General features: G+C 56.8%; 21 protein-coding genes. 10 read left to right on the top strand and 11 right to left on the bottom strand.

Features of this window, described 5'->3' with window-relative positions; genetic code table 11:
* Positions 1 to 218: hypothetical protein (locus RT120_RS10145; RefSeq protein WP_312982302.1), on the top strand; the 218-nt coding region annotated here is incomplete at its 5' end.
* A 7-nt stretch (positions 219 to 225) separates the two neighbouring features.
* Here the strand turns inward: RT120_RS10145 and RT120_RS10140 are convergent.
* The 3 genes from RT120_RS10140 to RT120_RS10130 are packed head-to-tail and all read right to left on the bottom strand — an operon-like array spanning position 226 to position 4,362.
* Positions 226 to 975 carry a DNA-binding transcriptional regulator YciT gene (locus RT120_RS10140; protein WP_312982300.1) on the bottom strand — a complete coding sequence of 250 codons (750 nt, stop codon included), beginning with the start codon at positions 973 to 975 and terminating at the stop codon, positions 226 to 228.
* A 50-nt stretch (positions 976 to 1,025) separates the two neighbouring features.
* Positions 1,026 to 3,458 (bottom strand): formate C-acetyltransferase/glycerol dehydratase family glycyl radical enzyme, encoded by a 2,433-nt coding sequence (locus tag RT120_RS10135; protein WP_312982298.1) that lies wholly within the window; start codon positions 3,456 to 3,458, stop codon positions 1,026 to 1,028.
* Between the two features lie 4 nt (positions 3,459 to 3,462).
* On the bottom strand, positions 3,463 to 4,362 hold the full coding sequence (locus tag RT120_RS10130) for a glycyl-radical enzyme activating protein (RefSeq protein WP_312982296.1): 900 nt from the start codon (positions 4,360 to 4,362) through the stop codon (positions 3,463 to 3,465).
* A 137-nt stretch (positions 4,363 to 4,499) separates the two neighbouring features.
* On the opposite strand from RT120_RS10130, the gene fsa reads away from it, so the two are divergent.
* Complete coding sequence (fsa, locus tag RT120_RS10125; RefSeq protein ID WP_312982294.1) at positions 4,500 to 5,165, top strand: fructose-6-phosphate aldolase; 666 nt, start codon at positions 4,500 to 4,502, stop codon at positions 5,163 to 5,165.
* Positions 5,166 to 5,205: 40 nt separating this feature from the next.
* On the opposite strand, the gene orn is transcribed toward fsa, so the two are convergent.
* The gene (gene orn / locus RT120_RS10120) at positions 5,206 to 5,751 is read right to left on the bottom strand and encodes an oligoribonuclease (RefSeq protein ID WP_144131173.1); all 546 of its coding nucleotides are present in this window, start codon (positions 5,749 to 5,751) and stop codon (positions 5,206 to 5,208) included.
* A 234-nt stretch (positions 5,752 to 5,985) separates the two neighbouring features.
* Here orn and rsgA point away from each other — a divergent pair, with 234 nt between their 5' ends.
* From rsgA to mscM, 3 genes are all read left to right on the top strand, one after another.
* The gene (rsgA, locus tag RT120_RS10115) at positions 5,986 to 7,038 is read left to right on the top strand and encodes a small ribosomal subunit biogenesis GTPase RsgA (protein WP_312982289.1); all 1,053 of its coding nucleotides are present in this window, start codon (positions 5,986 to 5,988) and stop codon (positions 7,036 to 7,038) included.
* Between the two features lie 101 nt (positions 7,039 to 7,139).
* A complete protein-coding gene (asd, locus tag RT120_RS10110; protein ID WP_312982287.1) occupies positions 7,140 to 8,111 on the top strand; it encodes an archaetidylserine decarboxylase in 972 nt (323 codons plus the stop codon).
* 23 nt (positions 8,112 to 8,134) lie between these two features.
* Positions 8,135 to 11,473 (top strand): miniconductance mechanosensitive channel MscM, encoded by a 3,339-nt coding sequence (gene mscM, locus RT120_RS10105; protein ID WP_312982284.1) that lies wholly within the window; start codon positions 8,135 to 8,137, stop codon positions 11,471 to 11,473.
* 40 nt (positions 11,474 to 11,513) lie between these two features.
* Here the strand turns inward: mscM and epmA are convergent, their stop codons facing one another.
* Complete coding sequence (gene epmA, locus RT120_RS10100; protein WP_312982281.1) at positions 11,514 to 12,491, bottom strand: elongation factor P--(R)-beta-lysine ligase; 978 nt, start codon at positions 12,489 to 12,491, stop codon at positions 11,514 to 11,516.
* Between the two features lie 318 nt (positions 12,492 to 12,809).
* Here epmA and frdA point away from each other — a divergent pair, with 318 nt between their 5' ends.
* From frdA to frdD, 4 genes are read left to right on the top strand one after another with little or no spacing between them, the layout of a single operon-like run.
* On the top strand, positions 12,810 to 14,600 hold the full coding sequence (frdA, locus tag RT120_RS10095; protein ID WP_312982279.1) for a fumarate reductase (quinol) flavoprotein subunit: 1,791 nt from the start codon (positions 12,810 to 12,812) through the stop codon (positions 14,598 to 14,600).
* Positions 14,593 to 15,327 carry a succinate dehydrogenase/fumarate reductase iron-sulfur subunit gene (locus tag RT120_RS10090; protein ID WP_312982278.1) on the top strand — a complete coding sequence of 245 codons (735 nt, stop codon included), beginning with the start codon at positions 14,593 to 14,595 and terminating at the stop codon, positions 15,325 to 15,327. Before frdA ends, RT120_RS10090 begins: the two co-directional genes overlap by 8 nt.
* 10 nt (positions 15,328 to 15,337) lie before the next feature.
* The gene (gene frdC / locus RT120_RS10085; protein ID WP_312982315.1) at positions 15,338 to 15,733 is read left to right on the top strand and encodes a fumarate reductase subunit FrdC; all 396 of its coding nucleotides are present in this window, start codon (positions 15,338 to 15,340) and stop codon (positions 15,731 to 15,733) included.
* Positions 15,734 to 15,742: 9 nt separating this feature from the next.
* Positions 15,743 to 16,102: a fumarate reductase subunit FrdD gene (gene frdD, locus RT120_RS10080; protein WP_312982277.1), complete on the top strand. Its 360-nt coding sequence runs from the start codon at positions 15,743 to 15,745 to the stop codon at positions 16,100 to 16,102.
* 44 nt (positions 16,103 to 16,146) lie between these two features.
* On the opposite strand, the gene RT120_RS10075 is transcribed toward frdD, so the two are convergent.
* The 6 genes from RT120_RS10075 to RT120_RS10050 are packed head-to-tail and all read right to left on the bottom strand — an operon-like array spanning position 16,147 to position 21,933.
* Positions 16,147 to 16,422: a DUF202 domain-containing protein gene (locus RT120_RS10075; RefSeq protein ID WP_312982275.1), complete on the bottom strand. Its 276-nt coding sequence runs from the start codon at positions 16,420 to 16,422 to the stop codon at positions 16,147 to 16,149.
* Positions 16,419 to 16,811: a DUF202 domain-containing protein gene (locus RT120_RS10070; RefSeq protein WP_312982273.1), complete on the bottom strand. Its 393-nt coding sequence runs from the start codon at positions 16,809 to 16,811 to the stop codon at positions 16,419 to 16,421. Before RT120_RS10070 ends, RT120_RS10075 begins: the two co-directional genes overlap by 4 nt.
* The gene (locus RT120_RS10065) at positions 16,795 to 17,676 is read right to left on the bottom strand and encodes a MurR/RpiR family transcriptional regulator (RefSeq protein ID WP_312982272.1); all 882 of its coding nucleotides are present in this window, start codon (positions 17,674 to 17,676) and stop codon (positions 16,795 to 16,797) included. Before RT120_RS10065 ends, RT120_RS10070 begins: the two co-directional genes overlap by 17 nt.
* A gap of 43 nt (positions 17,677 to 17,719) precedes the next feature.
* A complete protein-coding gene (locus tag RT120_RS10060) occupies positions 17,720 to 18,595 on the bottom strand; it encodes a hypothetical protein (protein WP_312982270.1) in 876 nt (291 codons plus the stop codon).
* A gap of 6 nt (positions 18,596 to 18,601) precedes the next feature.
* On the bottom strand, positions 18,602 to 20,362 hold the full coding sequence (locus tag RT120_RS10055; protein ID WP_312982268.1) for a sulfatase: 1,761 nt from the start codon (positions 20,360 to 20,362) through the stop codon (positions 18,602 to 18,604).
* A 29-nt stretch (positions 20,363 to 20,391) separates the two neighbouring features.
* The gene (locus RT120_RS10050) at positions 20,392 to 21,933 is read right to left on the bottom strand and encodes a PTS transporter subunit EIIC (protein WP_312982266.1); all 1,542 of its coding nucleotides are present in this window, start codon (positions 21,931 to 21,933) and stop codon (positions 20,392 to 20,394) included.
* A 170-nt stretch (positions 21,934 to 22,103) separates the two neighbouring features.
* Here RT120_RS10050 and RT120_RS10045 point away from each other — a divergent pair, with 170 nt between their 5' ends.
* Positions 22,104 to 23,318, top strand: a complete 1,215-nt coding sequence (locus RT120_RS10045) for an anaerobic sulfatase maturase (protein WP_312982265.1) — start codon at positions 22,104 to 22,106, stop codon at positions 23,316 to 23,318.
* Positions 23,319 to 23,325: the final 7 nt, after the last annotated feature.

Below are 23,325 nucleotides of genomic sequence, written 5' to 3'. Positions count from 1 at the left end.
ACTCGCGACCCCGACCTTGGCAAGGTCGTGCTCTACCAACTGAGCTATTCCCGCCCGACGTGAACTGCATTTCTGCTCTGTCACGGGAGGCGCATTATACGAGAAATCATCACGGTCGCAATACTTTAAAAGCGTTTTTTTGTGATTTTTATCCGAATGCTGATTTTATCAACAAGATGGCGAAATTAAAAACAGCATTGTTACGAAACGGTTATTAAAAATTTTTTAGTCTTCTGTAATCAGCGTACAGCGTAGTCCGGCAGTATCAAGCTGCTGGCGATAAATCGCCGGTAAATGGTTATCCGTAATCACCTCATGTACCAGCGATACCGGGCCCAGCGAATGGGGATGGATCTCACCGAACTTGGAGCTGTCGGTCAGCACATAGTTATTGGCGCACTTACGCAGCGCCGTGCCCACGATGTCCGCCCGCAGCATATCGCGCCCGGTAAACCCGGTATCAGGATGAAAACCGTCAATACCGATAAACGCCTTCGCGAAGTGCAGATGCGCTAACGTCAGACGCGCTAACGGCCCTACCATGCTTTCGCTGCGCTTTTGCAGCACGCCGCCCAACAGAATCACCTCGCAACGGCTCTCACGCAGCAAATTGGCGATATGCACGCTGGCGGTGATGACCGTGACCTGGCGCTCTTTCGCCAGTACACGCGCCAGAATAGCGTTAGTGCTGCCGTTTTCGATAAATACCGTTTCCCCATCGGCTATCAGCGAGGCGGCATACTCCGCCAGCGCTTTTTTGGCCGGGAAATTACTCAGCATCCGCGAATCCACGCTGTCGTTATCCGTGACGACGGCGAAACCATGCTCGCGTTTTAAATACGCGCCCTGCTCCAGATAATTAAGATCGTGGCGGACGGTCACGACCGAAACGCCTGTCACATCCGCCAGTTTAACAACCGGTACGCGTTTATTGTCTGTCACATATTGCAGGATACGCTGTTGTCGATCGTTCATAGGCTCAGAAAGTCAGGAAGCGCAGCGGCAACGCCGCTGCGCGAGATGGATTAGAGGGTGTGTTCGGTACGGGCGATGATATCGTCCTGGGCATCCGGCGACAGCGCGGTAAAGAACGCGGAATAACCCGCGACGCGCACCACCAGGTCACGATACTGGTCAGGATGTTTCTTCGCTTCCAGCAGCGTTTCCCGCGACACGATGTTGTACTGAATATGCCAGCCCTTATGCACTTCAAAGAAGGTTCTCAGCATCATCATCAGCTTGATACGGTCACTGGTGTTTTCCAGCGTGGCCGGATTCAGTTTCTGATTGAGCAATACCCCGCCGAGAATCGATCCGGTAGGCAATTTGCCCACAGAACTGATCACCGCCGTTGGCCCCAGGTGATCGGTCCCGGAAGCCGGGCTGGCCCCTTCCGCCAGCGGCGTTTTGGCTTTACGGCCATCCGGCGTCGCCATTGTCGCCGCGCCGAAAGGTACGTTAGCGGAAATGGACGAGGTGCCCGCGTAGTAGTTACCGCCAATCGGTCCCCTGCCGTAGCGTGGGTTGTGGTACTGCTTAATTTCGTCGATATAGGTCTGGTAAGCCCGCGCCAGCAGTTCGTCCACGCTGTCGTCATCGTTGCCGTATTTCGGCGCGTTGTTGATCAAACGCTGGCGCAATTGCTCGTGGGTCAACCCGTCGAAGTCTTCCGCCAGAGCCTGAGCCAGTTGCTGCTGACCGATAGCGCCCTGTTCGAACACCAGTTTTTTCACCGCCGCCAGGCTGTTGCCCAGGTTCGCGATCCCGACCTGCAAACCGGATACCCAGTCGTATTTTGCACCGCCCTGCTTGATGCTCTTTGCCCGCTCAATGCAGTCATCCACCAGCGCCGAGCACAGAATATCGTGAACATTCTCCTCCAGCATGGTATCCACCACGTACTCAATTTCGATGGATTTACGGGTGTAGTAGCGGATCTGGCTATCCCATGCCGCCATCACTTCGTCGAATTTGCTGAAATTGCCTTTCGACAGCGCCAGCTCCTGCGGCAGGAAGACTTTGCCGCTGGTGGCGTCTTTGCCCCCTTCCAGCGCCGCCAGCATTACGCGCGCAAAGTTGATAAAACTCATGCCGGTGCAGCGGTAGCCCCATTTACCGCCCACGGCGGTTTCGATGCAGCCAATCGCGGCATACTGGTAAGCGTCTTCAGGCTCCACGCCGAGCTTGATGAATTCCGGGATCACGATTTCATCGTTGTTAAACGCCGGCATACCGAAGCCGCAGCGAATCACCTGCACGCAGGCATCCAGGAAATCGTCACTGATGCCGGCGTGATAGCGCACGCTGAGGTTCGGTTGGGTGGAACGCAGGCGCCCACAGGATTCCAGGATGGCGTAGGAGAGCGGGTTCACCGCGTCTGTCGCCACGCCGTTAACCAGATTCTGGCCGCCGATGGTGACGTTCTGGTACAACGGGCTGCCCGCAGACGCTTTGGAGTGCGAGCCGGAGCGGATTTTGTTCACTTCCAGCAGCTTCAGCCAGCAGCTGTGCAGCATTTCGATGGCCTGTTCGCGGGTTAACGACTGCTCCAGCTCCACGTCGCGGCGATACCACGGGTAGAGATACTGGTCCATCCGGCCAAACGACACTGAATGGCCGTTGGACTCGATCTGCAAAATCAGTTGGATGAAGTAACATAGCTGTAGCGCCTGCCAGAAGGTTTTCGGCGGTTCATGGGCGATGACTTCGCAGTTTTCAGCCATGGCGAGCAGCTCGTTTTTACGGGTTTCGCGGGTTTCCTGCTGCGCCATTTGCTGTGCCAGCGCGGCAAAACGCAAAATATGGTGGCTTACCGCTTCAAGCGTAATATCAATGGCTTTCAGGAACTGTTCGCCATGCAAATCTTCCAGCACGGTCAGGTTGATGCGCGAGCGGCGCTCGGCCACTTTTGCGCGCATCCCGTCCATGCCCAACTCCAGCAATAACGGGAAATTTACCGCCAGATGCGCATCGCCGGAGGTCATATTGCCTTCAGCTTTGATGATGCCGGTATCCAGCAGCGCTTTTTGCTCGCTGGTAAACATGCCGTAACAGCGATCCTGCACCGTTTGACCGCGCCACCACGGGCAAATTTCATGCAGAACCCGTTTGTTTTCTTCGCTCACCGCAAACCCGGCACCGGGACGATCGGCCAGATCGTCGATCTCTTTTTCGATCCACGACACGGTATATTCCGGGAAAATCGGCGCGGCGCGCACTTCGCTCGCCTGGTTGCCGACAATCAGCTCGTCGTGTTTGATCCAGATGGTGCGCTCCGCCAGATGATGGGCCAACGCCAGCGCGCGGCGAACCGGAATCGGCTTATCCATATTCTGTTGGTAAACCGCAGTGTAATGCTGGGCGCGCTCGGTACAGACCGGCGGCTTAACAATATGCACCAGGGCGTTTTTGTGCGCCTTAATACGGTCGCTCAGCACATCCAGTTTCAGGGTGGTCATGACATTATCCTCTCAAGGTAGCCGTCAGGCCCTTCTCACGGGCGCAGGACTGGGCAAAATCAAGCAATTCTGGCGCATCAAGCGGTTTATCCGGCGCCAGGTAGGGTTGGTCTAAAAGGTGATATTTGTTGATGCCCAGGGTGTGATAGGGCAAAAAATGAATCTCTTTGACGTTGAGTTTTTCAGCGGCGAAGTCGGTGATCGCCTGGATTGACGCTTCGTCGGCATTGAAGCCTGGGATCAGCGGGACGCGGATAATCATCGGTTTCCCGGCCGCCGCCACGTTTTCCAGATTCTTCATCACTCGCCGGGCGGAGCCGTCGGTCCATTTTTTAAACGCAATGTCGTCGACGTGCTTAAGATCGGCGAGAAACAGGTCGGTATACGGGAGCGAGGGCTCGACATAGTGCCAGGGCACATGCAGGCAGGTTTCTACCGCAGTATGAATGCCCTGCTCATGGCTGGCTTTCAACAGCGCCAGCGCCATTTCCGGGTTCATAAAGGGCTCGCCGCCCGACAGGGTCAGCCCGCCGCCGCTGCGGTCGTAAAACGGTTTATCGCGCAGCACCGTCGCCATAATCTGCTCAACGCTTTTCTGTTCACCGCAGACCGTCAGCGCCTGAGAAGGACAGCACTCCTGCAAACAGTCGAGATGCGCAGATTCAAGCTTTTCACGGTGAATAATCAACCCGGTCAGGCTACGTTGAATGATGCCCGGCAGCGCCTGTTGGCAGAGATCGCAGCCTTCAAGGCACAGGCGCGGATCAAATAACACGTCGCGTTCACGCGAGCGGCTTTCCGGGTTCTGGCACCAGCGGCACCCGAGGGAACACCCTTTAAGAAACACCACGGTACGAATACCGGGGCCGTCATGGGTAGAGTAGCGCTGGATATTGAAAATCATAAAATTCACCATTTATGTTGCGTATGAAAATTAAATGACTTTCGAAAGAAAGTAACATTGATTTCGATCAACTGATTTGCAGGGCGCGGAGATATACTGCGCTAAGTTGCTGCATTTCACATTTTGAGGACGACACGATGGAACTTTATCTTGATACCGCCGACGTTGCGGCGGTTGCCCGGCTGGCGCGCATTTTCCCTTTAGCGGGCGTTACCACTAATCCCAGCATTGTCGCCAGCGGTAAAAAGCCCGTTAGCGTGGTGCTACCGGAATTGCAGGATGCGCTGGGCGGTAAAGGCCGTCTGTTCGCACAGGTGATGGCCGCCCAGGCGGAAAAAATGGTCGACGAAGCGCTGGCGCTGCGCGAGATCATTCCCGATCTGGTGGTGAAAGTGCCGGTGACGCCGGAAGGCCTGGCGGCAATCAAGATCCTGAAAACCAAAGGCGTTCCCACGCTGGGCACAGCGGTGTACGGTGCCGCACAAGGCTTGTTGAGCGCGCTGGCGGGTGCGGAATATGTTGCGCCGTATGTGAATCGTGTTGACGCGCAGGGCGGTGACGGTATTAAAACCGTCAGCGAACTCCAGCAATTGCTGACGCTGCATGCACCAGGCTCAAAAGTGCTGGCGGCGAGCTTTAAAACGCCGCGCCAGGCGCTGGACTGCCTGCTGGCGGGCTGTGAAGCCATCACCCTGCCGCTGGATGTGGCGGAGCAGTTTATCAATGCGCCTGCGGTCACGGCGGCGATAGCGAAATTTGAGCAGGACTGGCAAAACGCATTCGGCACGCTGGCGCTGAAGTAAAAAATATTCAGGCCGCGAAAGCGGCCTGAAGTTGATGTTATCAAAGCTTAATAAAATGCTCGCGGTAGTACGCCAGTTCCGCCACCGACTCGCGGATATCATCCAGCGCCTGGTGCGACCCTTCTTTTTTCAGGCCAACTAAAATTTCCGGCTTCCAGCGGCGCGCCAGCTCTTTCAGCGTGCTGACATCCAGATAGCGATAGTGGAAATACGCTTCCAGTTCCGGCATGTATTTAAACAGGAAGCGGCGATCCTGGCCGATGCTGTTACCGCAGATGGGTGACGTATTGGCGGGCACCCACTGTTTCAGGAATTCGATGGTCGCCAGTTCCGCCGCGCGGTCGTCCAGGGTACTGGCCTTCACGCGATCCACCAGGCCACTGCCGGTATGGGTACGCACGTTCCAGTCATCCATCAGCGCCAGCTGTTCATCCGACTGATGTACCGCGATAACCGGGCCTTCCGCCAGGATATTCAGATTCGCATCGGTAACCAGAGTGGCGATTTCGATAATGCGGTCGCGCTCTGGATCAAGGCCCGTCATCTCCAGATCGATCCAAATCAGATTATTTTCATTTCCACTCATGCTATTTTCCACCCTTCTGGCGTCACCCACGGTGACGATCGGTTAATTCATATATACCCGTCATACTTCAAATTGCAGGTGCGTTGGCTTTCTCGCTCACCCCAGTCACTTACTACTGTAAGCTCCAGGGGATTCACTGCGTCGCCGCCTTCCTGCAATTCGAATTATTTTGGGTATAAAATTGGGTGTATCATAGAGGTTTTGCCCATTCCGGGCGACCAGGAGCCAGCACGATTGAGCAAAAATAAACTCTCCAAAGGGCAACAGCGCCGTGTGAAAGCGAACCACCAGCGTCGGTTAACGACGACGGAGAAGGTGGATTACGACGACAACCTGTTTGGCGAGCCGGGCGAAGGCATGGTGATCAGCCGTTTTGGTATGCATGCCGATGTCGAGGCAGCAGACGGTTCGGTGCACCGCTGTAACATTCGCCGCACGATCCGTTCGCTGGTCACCGGCGACCGCGTTGTCTGGCGCCCTGGCAAAACTGCCGCGGAAGGCATGGCGGTGAAAGGCATTGTTGAAGCGGTACATGAGCGGACCTCGGTGCTGACCCGCCCTGATTTTTACGATGGCGTAAAACCCATCGCCGCCAATATCGATCAGATCGTGATTGTTTCTGCGATCCTCCCGGAGCTGTCGCTCAATATCATCGACCGCTATCTGGTGGCCTGCGAAACCCTGAACGTCGAGCCGCTGATCGTACTGAACAAGATCGATCTGCTGGATGATGAAGGGATGGCGTTTGTTAATGAGCAAATGGATATCTATCGCGGGATCGGTTATCGCGTCCTGATGGTCTCCAGCCATCAGCAAAACGGCTTACACGAACTGCAAACCGCCCTCACCGACCGGATCAGTATCTTTGCCGGGCAATCAGGCGTTGGGAAATCGAGCCTGCTGAACGCCCTGCTGGGGCTGACCGATGACAGTATTCTCACCAACGACGTCTCGGACGTGTCAGGCCTGGGGCAACATACCACCACCGCCGCACGGCTGTATCACTTCCCGCACGGCGGCGATGTGATTGACTCTCCTGGGGTACGTGAATTTGGTTTGTGGCATCTCGAACCGGAACAAATCACCCAGGGCTTTGTCGAATTTCACGACTATCTGGGCCACTGCAAATACCGCGACTGCAAGCATGACGCCGACCCTGGCTGCGCCATTCGTGAAGCGGTCGAGCAGGGTAAAATTGCGGAAAGCCGTTTCGATAATTATCACCGCATCCTGGAAAGCATGAGCCAGGTAAAAACGCGTAAAAGCTTTTCTGAATCTGATGACTGACATTTAACCCTGGCATCGCTAGAATCGCCCCCCTTTGGGTGTTGCCTGGTTTTTGAAGACCAGGCCAGGAACGACAAAATAACATTAGCCTGGAGGCTATCTTGTTAAACAACTTTAAGCTTTCGCTTCAATACATTCTCCCGAAACTGTGGCTTACTCGCCTGGCGGGCTGGGGCGCAAGTAAACGTGCTGGCTGGCTGACCAAACTGGTGATTGACCTGTTCGTTAAAGCCTACAAGGTCAACATGAACGAGGCGCAGAAGCCGGATACCGCCAGCTATCGCACCTTTAACGATTTCTTTGTTCGCGCACTGCGTGATGACGTTCGCCCGGTGAATACCGATCCGAATGTGCTGGTGATGCCTGCGGATGGCGTAATCAGCCAGTTGGGCCGTATCGAGGAAGACAAAATCCTGCAGGCCAAAGGCCACAACTACAGCCTGGAAGCACTGCTGGCGGGCAACTATCTGATGGCGGACAAATTCCGCAACGGGACGTTTGCCACTACCTACCTGTCGCCGCGTGATTATCACCGCGTGCATATGCCGTGCAACGGTATCCTGCGTGAGATGATCTACGTGCCGGGGGATTTGTTCTCGGTTAACCACTTAACTGCCCAGAACGTACCGAACCTGTTTGCCCGTAACGAGCGCGTTATTTGCCTGTTCGATACCGAATTTGGCCCGATGGCCCAGATTCTGGTGGGCGCAACCATTGTCGGCAGCATCGAAACGGTGTGGTCCGGCACGGTGACCCCGCCGCGTGAAGGCGTAATCAAGCGCTGGACGTGGCCGGCTGGCGAGAGTGAAGACGCCGTCGCGCTGTTGAAAGGCCAGGAAATGGGCCGCTTCAAGCTGGGCTCGACGGTGATTAACCTGTTCGCGCCGGGTAAAGTGAATCTGGTGGATGGCCTGCAAAGCCTGTCGGTGACCCGCCTTGGCGAAGCGCTGGCGATTTCCACTGAAACCTTCGGGACGCCGGACACCACGCCTGCACCGCTGTCGGATGAAGAAATCAACGCCGAACTGGCAGCCAGCCCGCTGGTTGACGGCTCCCCGAAAGACCAGGGCTAATTTTTACGTAAAGGTAGACTGACGTGCGCCTGATTATCACGATCCTGATGGCCTGGTGCCTCAGCATGGGGGCGTACGCTGCGGCGGCCCCCGACGCAAAACAAATCTCCCAGGAGCTGGAGCAAGCCAAAGCGGCGAAAAACCTGCCTAACCAGGCGGAAACCGTGGAGGCCCTCCAGGCCGCGTTGAACGCCCTCGAAGAGCGCAAAGCCTCGCTGGAGCGTGCAACGCAGTATCAACAAGTCATTGATAACTATCCTAAGCTTTCCGAGACCCTGCGCCAGCAGTTGAATAACCTGCGCGAAGAGCCGCAAAAAGTCCCTGAAGGCCTCACCTCCGACGCCCTGAGCCAGGAAATTCTGCAAGTCAGTAGCCAACTGCTGGAAAAAAGCCGTCTGGCCCAGCAGGAGCAGGAGCGCACCCGAGATATCGCCGACTCGCTCAGCCAGCTCCCACAACAGCAAACCGATGCGCGCCGTCAGTTGAATGAAGTGGAACGGCGGGCGGGCGCGCAAAACGGCGCAAGCAACGCGTTAACTCAGGCCCAGCAACTTAATGCCCAGGCGGAATCCGCTCGTCTTAAGGCGGTGGTGGATGAACTGGAACTGGCGCAGCTTTCCGCCAGCAACCGCCAGGAACTTTCGCGGATGCGTAGCGAGCTGGCGCAAAAGCAGAGCCAGCAGCTCGATGGTTATTTGCAGGCCCTGCGCAATCAGCTAAACAGCCAGCGCCAGAAAGAGGCGGAACGCGCGCTGGAAAGCACCGAGCTGCTCGCAGAAAACAGCGCGGGCCTGCCACCGTCTATCGAAGAGCAGTTCAAAATCAACCGCGAACTGTCTCAGGCGCTGAACCAGCAGGCGCAGCGCATGGATCTGGTGGCCTCGCAGCAGCGCCAGGCATCGGGCCAGACGCTCCAGGTACGCCAGGCGCTGAATACCCTGCGCGAGCAGTCTCAGTGGCTGGGCGTGTCGAATATGCTCGGCGAAGCGTTGCGCGCGCAAGTTGCCCGCCTGCCGGAAATGCCCAAGCCGCAGCAACTGGACACCGAAATGGCGCAGCTACGCGTCCACCGTATGCGCTATGAGGATTTGCTTAACAAGCAGCCGCAGCTGCGCCAGCTTCGCCAGGCCGACGGCGCGCCGCTCACGGCAGAGCAAAACCGCATTCTGGAAGCGCAGTTGCGTACCCAGCGCGAGCTGCTTAATTCGCTGTTGCAGGGCGGCGATACGCTGATTCTGGAATTGACCAAGCTGAAAGTCGCCAACAGCCAACTGGAAGATGCGTTAAAAGAGGTTAACGAAGCGACTCACCGCTACCTGTTCTGGACGGCGGACGTCAGCCCGATGACCATCGCCTGGCCGCTTGAAATTGTGCAGGATTTACGCCGCCTGGTGTCGCTCGACACCGCCAGCCAGATGGGGAACGCCACGCTGATGATGCTCACCAGCAAAGAGACGCTGCTACCGCTGTTCGGCGCGTTGATCCTGGTGGGTTTTAGCCTCAGTTCACGGCGGCATTTCACGGCGTTCCTTGAGCGCTCCAGCGCCCGTATCGGTAAAGTCACCCAGGATCACTTCAGGCTGACGCTGCGCACGCTGTTCTGGTCGATACTGGTGGCCTCGCCGTTGCCGGTGCTGTGGGCCACGCTCGGCTACGGGCTGCGCGAGGCCTGGCCCTACCCCATCGCCGTGGCGATTGGCGATGGCGTCACGGCCACTGTGCCGTTGTTGTGGGTCGTGATGATTTGCGCCACCTTCGCCCGCCCGAACGGGCTGTTTATCGCCCACTTCGGCTGGCCGCGCCGCCAGGTAGCGCGGGCGATGCGCTATTACTTGATGACCATCGGTTTTGTGGTGCCGCTGATTATGGCGCTGATCATGTTCGATAATCTCAACGACCGGGAGTTCTCCGGCTCGCTGGGCCGCCTGTGCTTTATCCTGATTTGCGGCGCGCTGGCGATCGTCACGCTAAGCCTGAAACGCGCCGGAATTCCGCTGTGGCTCGATAAAGAAGGCAGCGGTGAAAACATGGTAAACCGGATGCTGTGGAACCTGATGCTCAGCGCGCCGCTGATGGCCATTCTGGCCTCCGCCGTCGGGTATCTGGCCACCGCCCAGGCGCTGCTGGCGCGCCTCGAAACCTCGGTCGCTATCTGGTTCCTGCTGCTGGTGGTGTATCACGTGATCCGCCGCTGGATGTTTATTCAGCGCCGCCGTCTGGCGTTCGACCGCGCCAAACACCGCCGTGCGGAAATTCTTGCCCAGCGTGCGCGCGGCGAAGAGGAGCCGGCCCATAACCACAGCACGGAAGGCAGCAGTGAAATTGTCGAAGAACCGGAAGTGGATCTCGATACCATCAGCGCCCAGTCGCTACGGCTGGTGCGCTCGATACTGATGCTGATCGCCCTGCTGTCGGTGATTGTGCTGTGGTCGGAAATCCATTCGGCGTTCGGCTTCCTGGAGAACATTTCCCTGTGGGATGTCACCTCAACGGTGCAGGGCGTGGAAAGTATTGAACCGATTACGCTCGGCGCTGTGCTGATCGCCATTCTGGTATTTATCATTACCACCCAGTTGGTGCGTAACTTACCGGCTCTGCTGGAACTGGCGCTGTTGCAGCATCTGGATTTGACGCCGGGCACCGGTTACGCCATCACCACCATCACCAAATATCTGTTGATGCTGATTGGCGGCCTGACCGGGTTCTCGATGATCGGAATTGAATGGTCGAAACTGCAATGGCTGGTCGCGGCGCTCGGTGTCGGACTCGGTTTTGGTTTACAGGAAATCTTCGCCAACTTTATTTCCGGCCTGATTATCCTGTTCGAGAAACCGATCCGCATCGGCGATACCGTGACCATTCGCGATTTGACCGGCAGCGTGACGCGTATTAACACCCGCGCCACGACCATCAGTGACTGGGACCGCAAAGAGATTATCGTGCCGAATAAGGCGTTTATCACCGAGCAGTTTATCAACTGGTCGCTGTCCGACTCGGTAACGCGCGTGGTGCTCACCGTGCCAGCGCCGGGCGATGCCGATAGCGAAGAAGTGACGCAAATCCTGTATACCGCCGCGAAACGCTGTTCGCTGGTGATCGATAACCCGGCCCCGGAAGTGTTCCTGGTGGATTTACAGCAGGGCCTGCAACTGTTTGAGCTGCGTATTTACGCCGCTGAAATGGGCCACCGGATGCCGTTGCGCCATGAGATCCATCAGCTGATCCTGCACGGCTTCCGTGAACACGGTATCGACCTGCCGTTCCCGCCGTTCCAGATGCGTCTGGAAAGCCTGGATGGCAGGCGTACCGCACGGACGTTAACGTCGACGGGGAAAAGTTCGCGCCCGGCAGGAAGTTTGTAATATCGAAGGGCCCCTCACCGCTGTTCGGGTGAGGGGTTTATCACGCACGATCCACGCTAAACGCCAGCACGTCAGAAAGCCGCTCCGCGCCCAGCGCCAACATAATCAGGCGATCCACGCCTAACGCCACGCCGGAACAGTCCGGGAGGCCCGCTTTTAACGCATCCAGCAAATTCGTGTCTACCGGCTGCTGCGGCAACCCGCGCGCGGCGCGTTTACGGTTGTCCTGCTCGAAGCGCTGCTGCTGCTCGCGCGCGTCGGTCAGTTCGTGGAAGCCGTTCGCCAGTTCGATGCCTTTGAAATAAACCTCGAAACGCTCTGCTACACGGTGGTCTTCCGTGCTGATCTGCGCTAACGATGCCTGGCTGGCCGGGAAGTGGTAAACGAAAGTCGGACGGTCTTTGCCGATGTACGGTTCTACGCCCATAGCAAACAGCAATTGCAGTAGCGTATCCCTGTCTTCTTCGGTATCGGCGATATTGCTCAGATCCAGTCTGGCCGCCACTTCACGCAGTTGGGTTTTGTCTGCGGACAGCGGGTCGATTTCCAGATAGCGCTGGAACGCCTGCTGATAAGAGATCGTTTCCGCCGGGCTGGTTTCCAGCACCTGTTGCAGCAAATCGTCGACTTCATTCATCAGACGGTACATGTCGTAGTGCGGACGGTACCACTCCAGCATGGTAAATTCCGGATTGTGATGACGCCCCATCTCTTCATTGCGGAAACTGCGGCATAGCTGGTATACCGGGCCACAACCCGCCGCCAGCAGGCGCTTCATATGGTATTCCGGGCTGGTCATCAAATAGAGGTTGATGCCTGCCGAATGGCCGGGGCCAACAAAACGGGTTTCAAACGGGACCAGATGAATATCCGTAACCGTCGCCTGGCTCATGCAGGGGGTTTCCACCTCCAGCACGCCGCGATCGGCAAAAAAGCGACGAATCTCCGCCATCAGCGCTGCGCGTTTTAACAGATTGGGGATGGATGCGCTCGGCTGCCAGGAGGCCGTATCGCTCATAATTTATTCTCCGACTTCAGATAAGGGCACGAAGTCTACCCGCATCGTGCAGAGGAGACAATTTTTGCGCAGCAAATTTTGATTTTTACGGTTAATGAATCATGAATCTTCGGTTTCGTGAGCCAGACATCAATGATTGTGACAAAGGCCCACGAGCACCCGCCAAAAAAATCGAACACGTCAAATTTCCTTAAGATTGACCCCGTTATACTGTCCTACCCAATAAGGAGCAGGGGAATTCGCTTTCGCAAACGTGCCTTGCATCTGTTCTGGTTTGGTCATAGCGCTTGCGAAATTACAATAATCTGGAGGAATGTCGTGCAAACCTTTTATGCCGATCTCGCCGTCATTGGCGCTGGCGGAGCTGGATTGCGAGCGGCCATTGCCGCAGCACAAGCTAATCCACACGCCAAAATCGCACTGATTTCTAAAGTCTACCCCATGCGTAGCCACACCGTTGCCGCCGAAGGCGGTTCCGCAGCGGTCGCGCAAGATCACGACAGCTTTGATTACCATTTCCACGATACCGTGGCGGGTGGCGACTGGCTGTGTGAGCAGGATGTGGTGGACTATTTTGTGCATCACTGTCCCACAGAGATGACACAGCTTGAGCAATGGGGATGCCCGTGGAGCCGCCGTCCTGACGGCACCGTGAACGTGCGTCGTTTTGGCGGGATGAAAATCGAACGCACCTGGTTCGCCGCCGATAAAACCGGCTTCCACATGCTGCATACCCTGTTCCAGACCTCCCTTCAGTTCCCGCAAATCCAACGCTTCGACGAGCATTTCGTACTCGACATTCTGGTCGACGACGGTCACGCGCGCGGCCTGGTAGCAATGAACATGATGGAAGGCACCCTGGTGCAAATCCGCGCCAACGCGGTGGTGATGGCGACGGGCGGCGCTGGCCGCGTTTACCGCTACAACACCAACGGCGGGATCGTCACCGGTGACGGTATGGGCATGGCGCTGAGCCACGGCGTACCGCTACGCGATATGGAATTCGTTCAGTATCACCCGACCGGCTTGCCGGGCTCCGGCATTCTGATGACCGAAGGCTGCCGTGGTGAAGGCGGTATCCTGGTCAACAAAGACGGCTACCGCTATTTGCAGGATTACGGCATGGGGCCGGAAACGCCGCTGGGCGAGCCGAAGAACAAGTACATGGAACTCGGCCCGCGCGATAAAGTCTCGCAGGCATTCTGGCACGAATGGCGCGCTGGCCGCACTATCCCGACGCCGCGCGGCGATGTGGTCTATCTGGATCTGCGTCACCTCGGCGAGAAGAAACTGCTTGAGCGCTTACCGTTTATCTGCGAACTGGCGAAGGCCTATGTGGGCGTCGATCCGGTGAAAGAGCCGATTCCAGTGCGTCCGACCGCGCACTACACCATGGGCGGCATTGAAACCAACCAGCAGTGTGAAACCCGCATTCAGGGGCTGTTCGCCGTGGGCGAATGTTCTTCCGTGGGTCTGCACGGCGCCAACCGTCTCGGTTCCAACTCGCTGGCGGAACTGGTGGTGTTTGGCCGCATGGCGGGCGAACAGGCGATGGCGCGCGCGGCTGGTGCGAGCGAAGCCAACGACGCCGCGTTGAACGCGCAGGTGGCAGACGTCGAGCAACGCCTGAAAGCGCTGGTTAATCAGGAAGGCACTGAAAACTGGGCGAAGATCCGCGATGAAATGGGTCTGTCGATGGAAGAAGGCTGCGGTATCTACCGTACGCCGGAACTGATGCAGAAAACCGTCGATAAACTCGCCGAGCTTCAGGAACGCTTTAAACGCGTGCGTGTCACCGACACCTCCAGCGTGTTCAACACCGATTTACTCTACACCATCGAACTGGGCCACGGCCTGAATGTGGCCGAATGTATGGCGCATTCCGCTCTGGCGCGTAAAGAGTCGCGCGGCGCGCATCAGCGTCTGGATGAAGGGTGCACCGAGCGTGATGACGTCAACTTCCTGAAACACACCCTCGCCTTCCGCGATGCCGGCGGCACAACGCGTCTTGAATACAGCGACGTGAAAATCACTACGCTGCCGCCAGCAAAACGTGTGTACGGTGCGGAAGCGGAAGCAGCCGAGAAGAAGGAGACGGCGAATGGCTGAGATGAAGAACCTGAAAGTTGAGGTGGTGCGTTACAACCCGGAAGTGGATAACGCGCCCCACAGCACATTCTATGAGGTGCCTTACGACGAGCAAACCTCGCTTCTGGATGCGTTAGGTTACATCAAAGACAACCTGGCACCGGACCTAAGCTATCGCTGGTCCTGCCGTATGGCGATTTGCGGCTCCTGCGGGATGATGGTTAACAAAGTGCCAAAGCTGGCCTGTAAAACCTTCCTGCGCGATTACGAAAAAGGCATGAAAATCGAGGCGCTGGCGAACTTCCCGATTGAGCGTGATTTAGTGGTCGATATGACCCACTTTATCGAAAGCCTGGAAGCAATTAAGCCTTACATCATCGGCAATCCGCGCACCCCGGACCAGGGCCCGAACAACCAGACCCCGGCGCAGATGGCGAAATACCATCAGTTCTCCGGCTGCATCAACTGCGGGCTGTGCTATGCCGCCTGCCCGCAATTTGGCCTGAACCCGGAGTTTATCGGCCCGGCGGCGATTACGCTGGCGCACCGCTATAACCTGGATAACCGCGACCACGGCAAGAAAGAGCGTATGGCGCAGTTGAACGGCCAGAATGGCGTCTGGACCTGTACGTTTGTGGGCTTCTGTTCTGAAGTGTGCCCGAAACATGTCGATCCGGCAGCCGCCATTCAGCAGGGCAAGGTGGAGAGTTCGAAAGACTTCCTAATCGCCACCCTGAAACCTCGCTAAGGAGTGCATGATGACAACAAAACGTAAGCCTTATGTACGGACGATGGGTCCGACCTGGTGGCGCAACCTCGGCTTTTATCGCTTCTACATGATCCGCGAAGGAACGGCGGTGCCGACCGTATGGTTCAGCATCGTGCTGATTTACGGCCTGTTCGCGCTGAAAGGCGGCCCGGAAAGCTGGATGGGCTTTGTTGGCTTTTTGCAAAACCCGATTGTGGTGATCCTTAACCTGATCACCCTGGCGGCAGCCGTACTGCATACCAAAACCTGGTTTGAGTTGGCACCGAAAGCGGCCAACATCATCGTTAAAGGTGAAAAACTGGGAGCAGAGCCGATTATCAAAGGGCTCTGGGGCGTCACCCTCGTGGTGACCGTGGTGATTCTGTTTGTGGCATTGTTCTGGTAAGGAGGCCCTGTGATTAATCCCAATCCAAAACGTTCCGACGAGCCGGTTTTCTGGGGCTTGTTTGGCGCTGGCGGTATGTGGGGCGCGATTATTGCGCCGGTGATCGTACTGCTGGTGGGAATTATGTTGCCGCTGGGTCTCTATCCGGGCGACGCGCTGGGCTATGAGCGCGTACTGGCATTTTCCCAAAGCTTTATTGGCCGGGTATTTTTGTTTTTGATGATTGTTCTGCCGCTGTGGTGCGGGCTTCACCGTATCCACCACGCCATGCACGATCTGAAAATTCATGTGCCGAACGGCAAGTGGGTGTTCTACGGACTGGCGGCGATCCTCACCGTCGTGGCGCTGATTGGCGTGATTACGCTGTAAGCGCACCACGTAGTGAAACAGGCCTGCCGATGTGCAGGCCTTTTTTATGCCATCACGTGACGCAAAGCATTTAAGAACAGCACTATTCCGGCGGCGCACAGGCTCAACGAAATCAACTGTTTTCCGGCGCGTTGATGCAAGTTAAACAGGATAACCGCCGCCGCTACGCTGCAAATCAGCGTGGTAACGCCATAGAAAAGATTGCCGTCGCGGCACCAGCCACGAAAGCAGAGCAGCGCAAACAACGCCAGCGAGAAAGCGGTACGCGACCAGGCAAGCCGGGTGCGTTCCGGCTGTAACCCCGGATCGCGGGCGATCATGGCGCGTTCTGCCAGAGCAGGATCGCCAGCAGGATTGCCACCAGAGTCATGAATCCGGTGAGCAGGAACAGAAAACGCGTGTAGGGCAGTTCGTGCTCAAGGCGCATGGCGTGCTCATTGCGCCGCCATCTGCGCCACGCCGTGGCGCTTAACGCAATGCCACCAGCCACCAGCAGCATCGCCAGGCCAAAGCGTAAATCCGGCGAGCCGAGATGCGGGGAAAACTGGTCAATGCCCACCGCCCCCGCCAGCAGCGCCAGCGCGGTGCGGATCCAGGCCAGAAAAGTGCGTTCGTTGGCTAATGTAAACCGGTAATCCGGGGTTTTCCCCGACAACCACCACTGCCCTTTTCCATTCGCCTGGGCAGGCGTTTTATCCTGTTGATTCACGCTTAATCCGTTCTTTTATCAATATTTCTTTAATCGATAACCCGGGCGAATCGGTATCCCTGAAATTGTACCGGGTCACCTCCGTACATAAGAATTCGATCATAAACAGCTGCGACACGCGGGTACCGATGGAGTCCCCCTGATAGCGCGCGCTTTCGCCGCAGGTCAGCAAAAAAGCGTCCGCCAGTTCATTGAGCGGCGAAACGGTGCGATGGGTAATGGCTAAGCGAAACGCCCCGGCTTTCTGCGCCAGCTTAAATGCGTTGACCACTTCCGGGGTTTCGCCGGAGTGCGAAAACGCCACCACCAGGTCGTCGGGTTTCAGGTTTGCCAGCTTCAGGGTCATGGTGAAACGGTCGGTAAAGGCTTCGGAATCAATACCGATGCGGTTCATTTTGTCCCGCGCCTCCATCGCCGCCAGGCCGGACGCGCCAAAACCAACAAACATCACGCGGCGGGCAGCGATAAAACGCTCAACAATGCTTTTGAGCTTTTTCATGTCCACCAGATCGATGGTGTCCTGCACCGTGGTTTCGATAGTCATGGCGATTTTTTGCGCCACATCGTTACGCGAATCGCCGACAAAAATATCCGGCGATGAGGGCAGCGTCAGATCGCTCTCCTCGAGCAGCTCGCGTTGAAGCTCCGCTTTCAGGTTAAGCAGCCCGCCGTAGCCGATTTTTTTGCAAAACCGCACGATAGTGGCCTCGCTGACCGCAATCTCCTGGGACAGTTTTTTGACCGGCAACTGCACAAAACGCCCGGCGTTGTTCAGGATGAATTCCGCGATCAAACGATCTTTATCCGCCAGATTCGCCAGAATATTGGCGATATAAACCCTGACGTTCTCTTTATTAATGCTCATAGACGGCTCTCTGGAAGATTCACTGCCAGGTATTTTAGCCATCTCACTGCGCCCCGTCTGCCGGGAAAATAATATCCAGTTGCTGTTGGTAAACCGCCCCTGCCGCCAGCCACTGCATTCCGCGCTTATCACGCTGTTGCCCGGAGGCGTCCGGCGCGTCAGTGGTGCCGGACAGCGGTTCGATACACAATAAATCCGCGCCCGGTACGCCCCATAGCGCAATCCAGGGTTGGTTAGTTAACCGGCATTGCAGCACCGTCCGGCCTTCAGGCGACACTACGCTGACCCGGCTTCCCTGGCATTCGGCGAAATAAACGGCCCCGTTACAAAACGTCTCCGGCATGAGCGCAAATTCGCGCACCACGCCAGCGTTCTGCGCCAGGCTTAATGTCCGGTTGTGGGTATAGAACGGGCCGGTGACGTCTGCATCGTCAAAGGTTACGCGCCAGCCGGGTTCATTCGCTACTGGCAGGGCGAAGCCAGGATGGTAGCCCAGCGCAAAGCACAGCGGCTTGCCGTCCTGATTGGTCACCCGCCAGGTTATCCGCACGCCCGTTTCCAGCAGTTGATAATCCACCTGCACCGAAAACAAGAACGGCCAGACGTTCAATGTTTGCTCGGTCGCCCGGCTGATAAGGCGCAACGTGGTCGGTGAATGCTGTAGCAAGGAAAACGTCTGATGACGCAGAAAACCATGCGCGGGCAATGGGTAAAATTTCATGTCATCCCACAGACCCTCATGAATCAACCGCCCAATCACCGGAAATAACAGCGGCGCGGTGCTTTTCCACGTCTTGTCATCTGGCGTCCAGAGCCATTCCCTGGCGGCGGTTTTCTCGGTCAGCAGGCGCATTTCCGCGCCCTGAGAGCTTACCGCCATCCGCCAGCGCGGGTTTTCCAGTGTCCAGGTTTGCGCCATACGTCCTCAGTCAATCCGCAGCAGTAAACGGACCTGGTAATTCAGGGCCGCCTGCTTTTCAGCATCAAAGAGCGTATCGATAGCCGTAAATACCGAGGATTCGGTCAGCAGCGTTTCCGGTGTGAAGCAGGTAAAGAGATCGCCGTCAGGGTTGCCCTGCTCCGCCAGTGCCCGCGCCAGAAATTGCAGCGCTTCGGCAACGCCACGGTGTTCGCAGCGATAGCCGCGCTGCGCCAGCCACGCGTCGCTTTGCCACAACGTCTGGAACGCCTGCTCCTGTTCCAGCGTCGGCTGGTCCAACTGGAAGCGGGTATACAACTCCTCCGGCGCATCGTGCTGTTGCAATACCGGTATCATCGCCCTGGCGAAATGCAGCGCGTAACTCACGTTATTGATATTGTGCTGCTGATGCGGATCGGTTTGCAGATTGAACAGTTTATCGCCGAAGCGCCACGGATTGAGGTACGAAAAGCTTGCCGGGATTTTCATCACCTGCGCGCCCTGGGTGAAGTCAAAGCCGGGGTGGAGGGTGATTTCAGTGAGTTCGCTGATTTTAAACGGGCTGTCGATGCGCGTCGGCATCAGGGTGTATTCGAACAGATGCTGCTTACTCTCTTCGCGCGGCGCACGCATATAGACGTACTGGCCGTCGGTGATGTTGATATGGCCGCCGAAATAGCCGAACAGCGCGTAGTCACGAATTTTTTCATCGTTACGCACCGCCGGCAGCAGCGACTGGCCGGTCATCGATGCGGGCTTTTCAACACCGAAGTAATCCAGCAGCGTGGCCGGAATGTCGATGGTTTGCGCCAGCGCGCTGCGCCGCTCGCCCTGCGCTTTACAGCGCGGGTCGCGAATAAAGAACGGCGTATTGGCGATTTCGTTGTACACCGGCATGATATTTTTGCCCCACCACTGGTGCTCGCCCAGCAGGAAGCCGTGGTCGGTGCAGACGATAAACAGCGTGTCCTCCCACAGCCCGCTCGCCTTGAGCTTATCCATCACCTGGCCGAGATAGTCATCGCACATGGTGATCAGCGCCTGGTAAAACTTACGCACCTTTTCGTCGTTCTCGCCGCCGGGGCTGCCGCAGTAGTAAGGCACCCAGCCATCGAACTCGCCGGGCTTGCAGCCGTACTGCGCCAGATATTTCTCTGGCACAAAAAACGGCTCATGAGGATCGAAACACTCAATTTGCAGGAACCAGTTATCCTGATCTTTATTGGTCTCGATAAAGTCTAACCCAGCTTTGATGGTGCGGTGGGTATAGTGTTCTTCAATTCCCGGCATCGCAGAGCGGTTGATCAGATCCTGGGTCATGCGCCCGCTGCGCCGCTTAAAGGTTTCTTGATCTTCCTGGCCCTGCCAGGCGATGGTGGGTTTTTCGACCTGACCAATCCAGCAGTCGCCCTCCTGGCCGCGAATAAACTCGAAGGTGGAATACCGGGTGTGGTACGTCGCCCCGCCGTCGCGCCAGTAATGCTTATGGTCAGTGACCATATGGCTATGAATGCCCTGTTTGTGTAGTGCCTGGGGCATCGAAAAATCAAAGGGTTCGAGCGGCCCCCAACTGCGGTGCAGGAAGTTATACCGCCCGGTGTGCAGTTCCCGGCGTGCAGGCATACAGGGCATGCTTCCCACAAAGAAATTGTCGAACTGCACCGACTCGCGGGCGAGCCGGGTAAAGTTCGGGGTGATCGCCGTGCCGCCATACGGGGCCAGGTGATGACGGGTCAGGGTGTCAAACATCAACATTACAGCTTTCATACAATCCTCTCGCCGCGCAAGCGACGCCGTTACAGGCCTAAATACTCTTCCACTTCGTTTTTAATCAGGGTGACATGCGGTCCAAATACTACCTGCACGCCCTCGCCACGCAGGAATGCGCCCCGGCTACCGGAAGCCTTAAAGTCGTCCAGTTTGACCCGCCCCGGCTCTTTGACCGTGACCCGTAACCGGGTAGCGCAGCAGTCGACATCAAGGATGTTTTCCCGACCGCCCAGCGCGGAGACGATCATCGATGGACGAGCGGCTTTATCGCCGACTTCCGGCGCGGCATCAGCAGTGGGTTCGTCTTCACGGCCTGGCGTTTTCAACTGACGCCACTGGATCAGGAAACGGAAGGAGAAGTAGTAGAGGCAGAACATTAGCGCGCCAAGCGGCAGCATTAACAGCCAGTTGGTTTTGGCATTGCCCTGGAGAACGCCGAACAGTAAGAAGTCAATCAGGCCGCCGGAGAAGGTCTGCCCAACGGTAATGGCCAGCACGTGGGTAAGCATAAACGCCACGCCGGTCAGCACGATGTGCACCACATACAACAGCGGCGCGCAGAACATAAAGGCGAACTCCAGCGGTTCGGTAATGCCGGTAACAAATGAGGTCAGCGCCGCTGACAGCATCAGACTGGCGACTTTGGTGCGATTTTCGCGCTTTGAGCAGTGGTAAATCGCCAGCGCCGCGCCCGGCAGGCCAAACATAAAGTCAGCGAAACGCCCGGCCATAAAACGCGACACGCCGATGTAATATTGCGTCACGCTGGGATCGGCCAACTGGGCAAAGAAAATTTTCTGGGTGCCCTGAACCAAATGACCGTTGACCATCATTTCGCCGCCCACGCTGGTCATCCAGAACGGCAGGTAAAACAGGTGATGCAGCCCAAGCGGGATCAGGCATTTCAGGATCATGCCGTAGAACAGCGTGCCGATATAACCGGTTTTCTCCACCAGCCCGCCCAGGTGGGTGATGCCCGCCTGCACCGGCGGCCAGATCCAGAACAGCAGCACGCCAAGCAGGATTGCGAAAAACGAGGTGACGATGGGGACAAAACGCGAACCACTAAAAAACGCCAGCAGGTTCGGTAGCTCAGTTTTACTGAATCGCCCATGCAGCCAGGCAGTCAGCAGGCCGCTGATAATGCCGCCCATTACGCCGGTTTGCAGCGTGACGATGCCCAGCACGCTCGCCTGGCCCACGGCGGCGAAGTTTTCCGTCGCCAGAGTGCCGTTTAAAAACAGCATGGCGTTGATGGCTTTGTTCATCACGATAAAGCACAGCACGGCGGCTAATCCGGCTGTGCCCTTATCGCTGCGCGCCAGCCCGACCGCGATCCCCACGGCGAACAGCAACGCCAGGTTATCAAACACCACGCTGCCGCACATTTTCATCAGCGTGAAAATGGCTTGCAGCACGGCATTGTCGAGTAGAGAGTAGGTTTCAATGGTAATCGGATTAGAAAAAACGCCGCCGATCCCCAGCAGGAGACCCGCTGCGGGAAGTACGGCGATGGGCAACATAAACGACTTGCCCAGATTTTGTGCACCAGCAAAAAGTTTGCTCATGGTGTATCCCTGGTGTTGGTGTAATTAATTTGAATATTAAATTTCATTGCTAACTTATGTTTGTGAAATTATTATTTCTACAGGCATGGCTTACTGTCAATCCCCAATGTCTAAAGAGTGATTAAGATCACTTTCGCGCGTTGGCATTTCTTCTTCAGGACGGGACGATTATGAATAAAGCATTCCACCTTATGGCGAAACCCGTCAGCTACCAGTGCAATATCGCCTGCGATTACTGTTTCTACCTGGAGAAAGAACAGGGCACGCTGAAGCCGAAGAAGGCCGCCCGCCATATGGATGACGATACCCTGCGCCGCTACGTGAAGCAGTACATCGAAGCCAACCCGGCGCAGGAAATAGAATTTACCTGGCAAGGCGGCGAACCAACGCTGGCCGGGCTGGCGTTTTATCAACAAGCGCTGGCGTACCAGAAACAGTACGCTGGCGGCAAAATCATCCGTAACAGTATGCAGACCAACGGCGTGCTGATTGACGAGCAGTGGGCAGAATTTTTGGCGCGTAACCAGTTTCTGGTCGGGTTATCGGTTGACGGTCCTGCCTGGCTTCACGATCGCTATCGCAAAACGCGCGGCGGAAAGTCGGTGTTCGACAAGGTCGTGCAGGCCATGGCGGTGATGCAAAAGCACCGCGTCGAGGTGAACGTGCTGACGGTGGTGAACAACGCCACCGCCGAAGCGCCGCTGGAAATTTATCGGTTTATTACCGAGGAGTTGGGTGCCAGACACGTGCAGTTTATCCCGGCGGTGGAACAGCGCCCGATTCACGAAAAATACGGCGAGCTGCTGTATCCACAGCAAACCGGCGCGGTGACCGAGTGGTCAGTCAGCGGCGAGCAGTGGGGCGCGTTTATCAATACTGTCTTTGATTACTGGGTGCGGCGCGACGTAGGGCGGGTTTACGTTCAATTGTTTGATAGCGCGCTGGCCGCCTGGCTTGGGGAAAAACCGTCGCTGTGCGTAATGCAATCCACCTGCGGCTTCGGGCTGGTGGTGGAGCAGAACGGCGATATCTACAGCTGTGACCACTATGTGTACCCGGAGCACCGGCTGGGCAATCTGCGCACCGATAATCTGGCCGCGCTGGCGGGCGGCAAGCAGCAGCGTAAGTTCGGGATGATGAAAGCGCAGGTGTCATCGCTGTGCCAGCAATGTGAGTGGCGCTTCGCCTGTCACGGCGGCTGTCCAAAACACCGCATCCGCCAGGTGGGTGAACGCTGGCATAACCATCTGTGCGCGGGTTACAAGGCGATGTTCAGCCACATGGATCCGTATATGCGCTTTATGGCTAACCAGATCCGCCATCAGCAGCCACCCGCCGCGATTATGAATGTCGCGGCGATGATTGCCGCAGAGCAAAAATCTTAACGCGCCG

Source organism: Atlantibacter sp. (genome assembly GCF_032062175.1).
Classification (GTDB): Bacteria; Pseudomonadota; Gammaproteobacteria; order Enterobacterales; family Enterobacteriaceae; genus Atlantibacter.
Note: the sequence above shows the minus strand (reverse complement) of the source record. Positions and strands in the feature narration are given on the sequence as shown.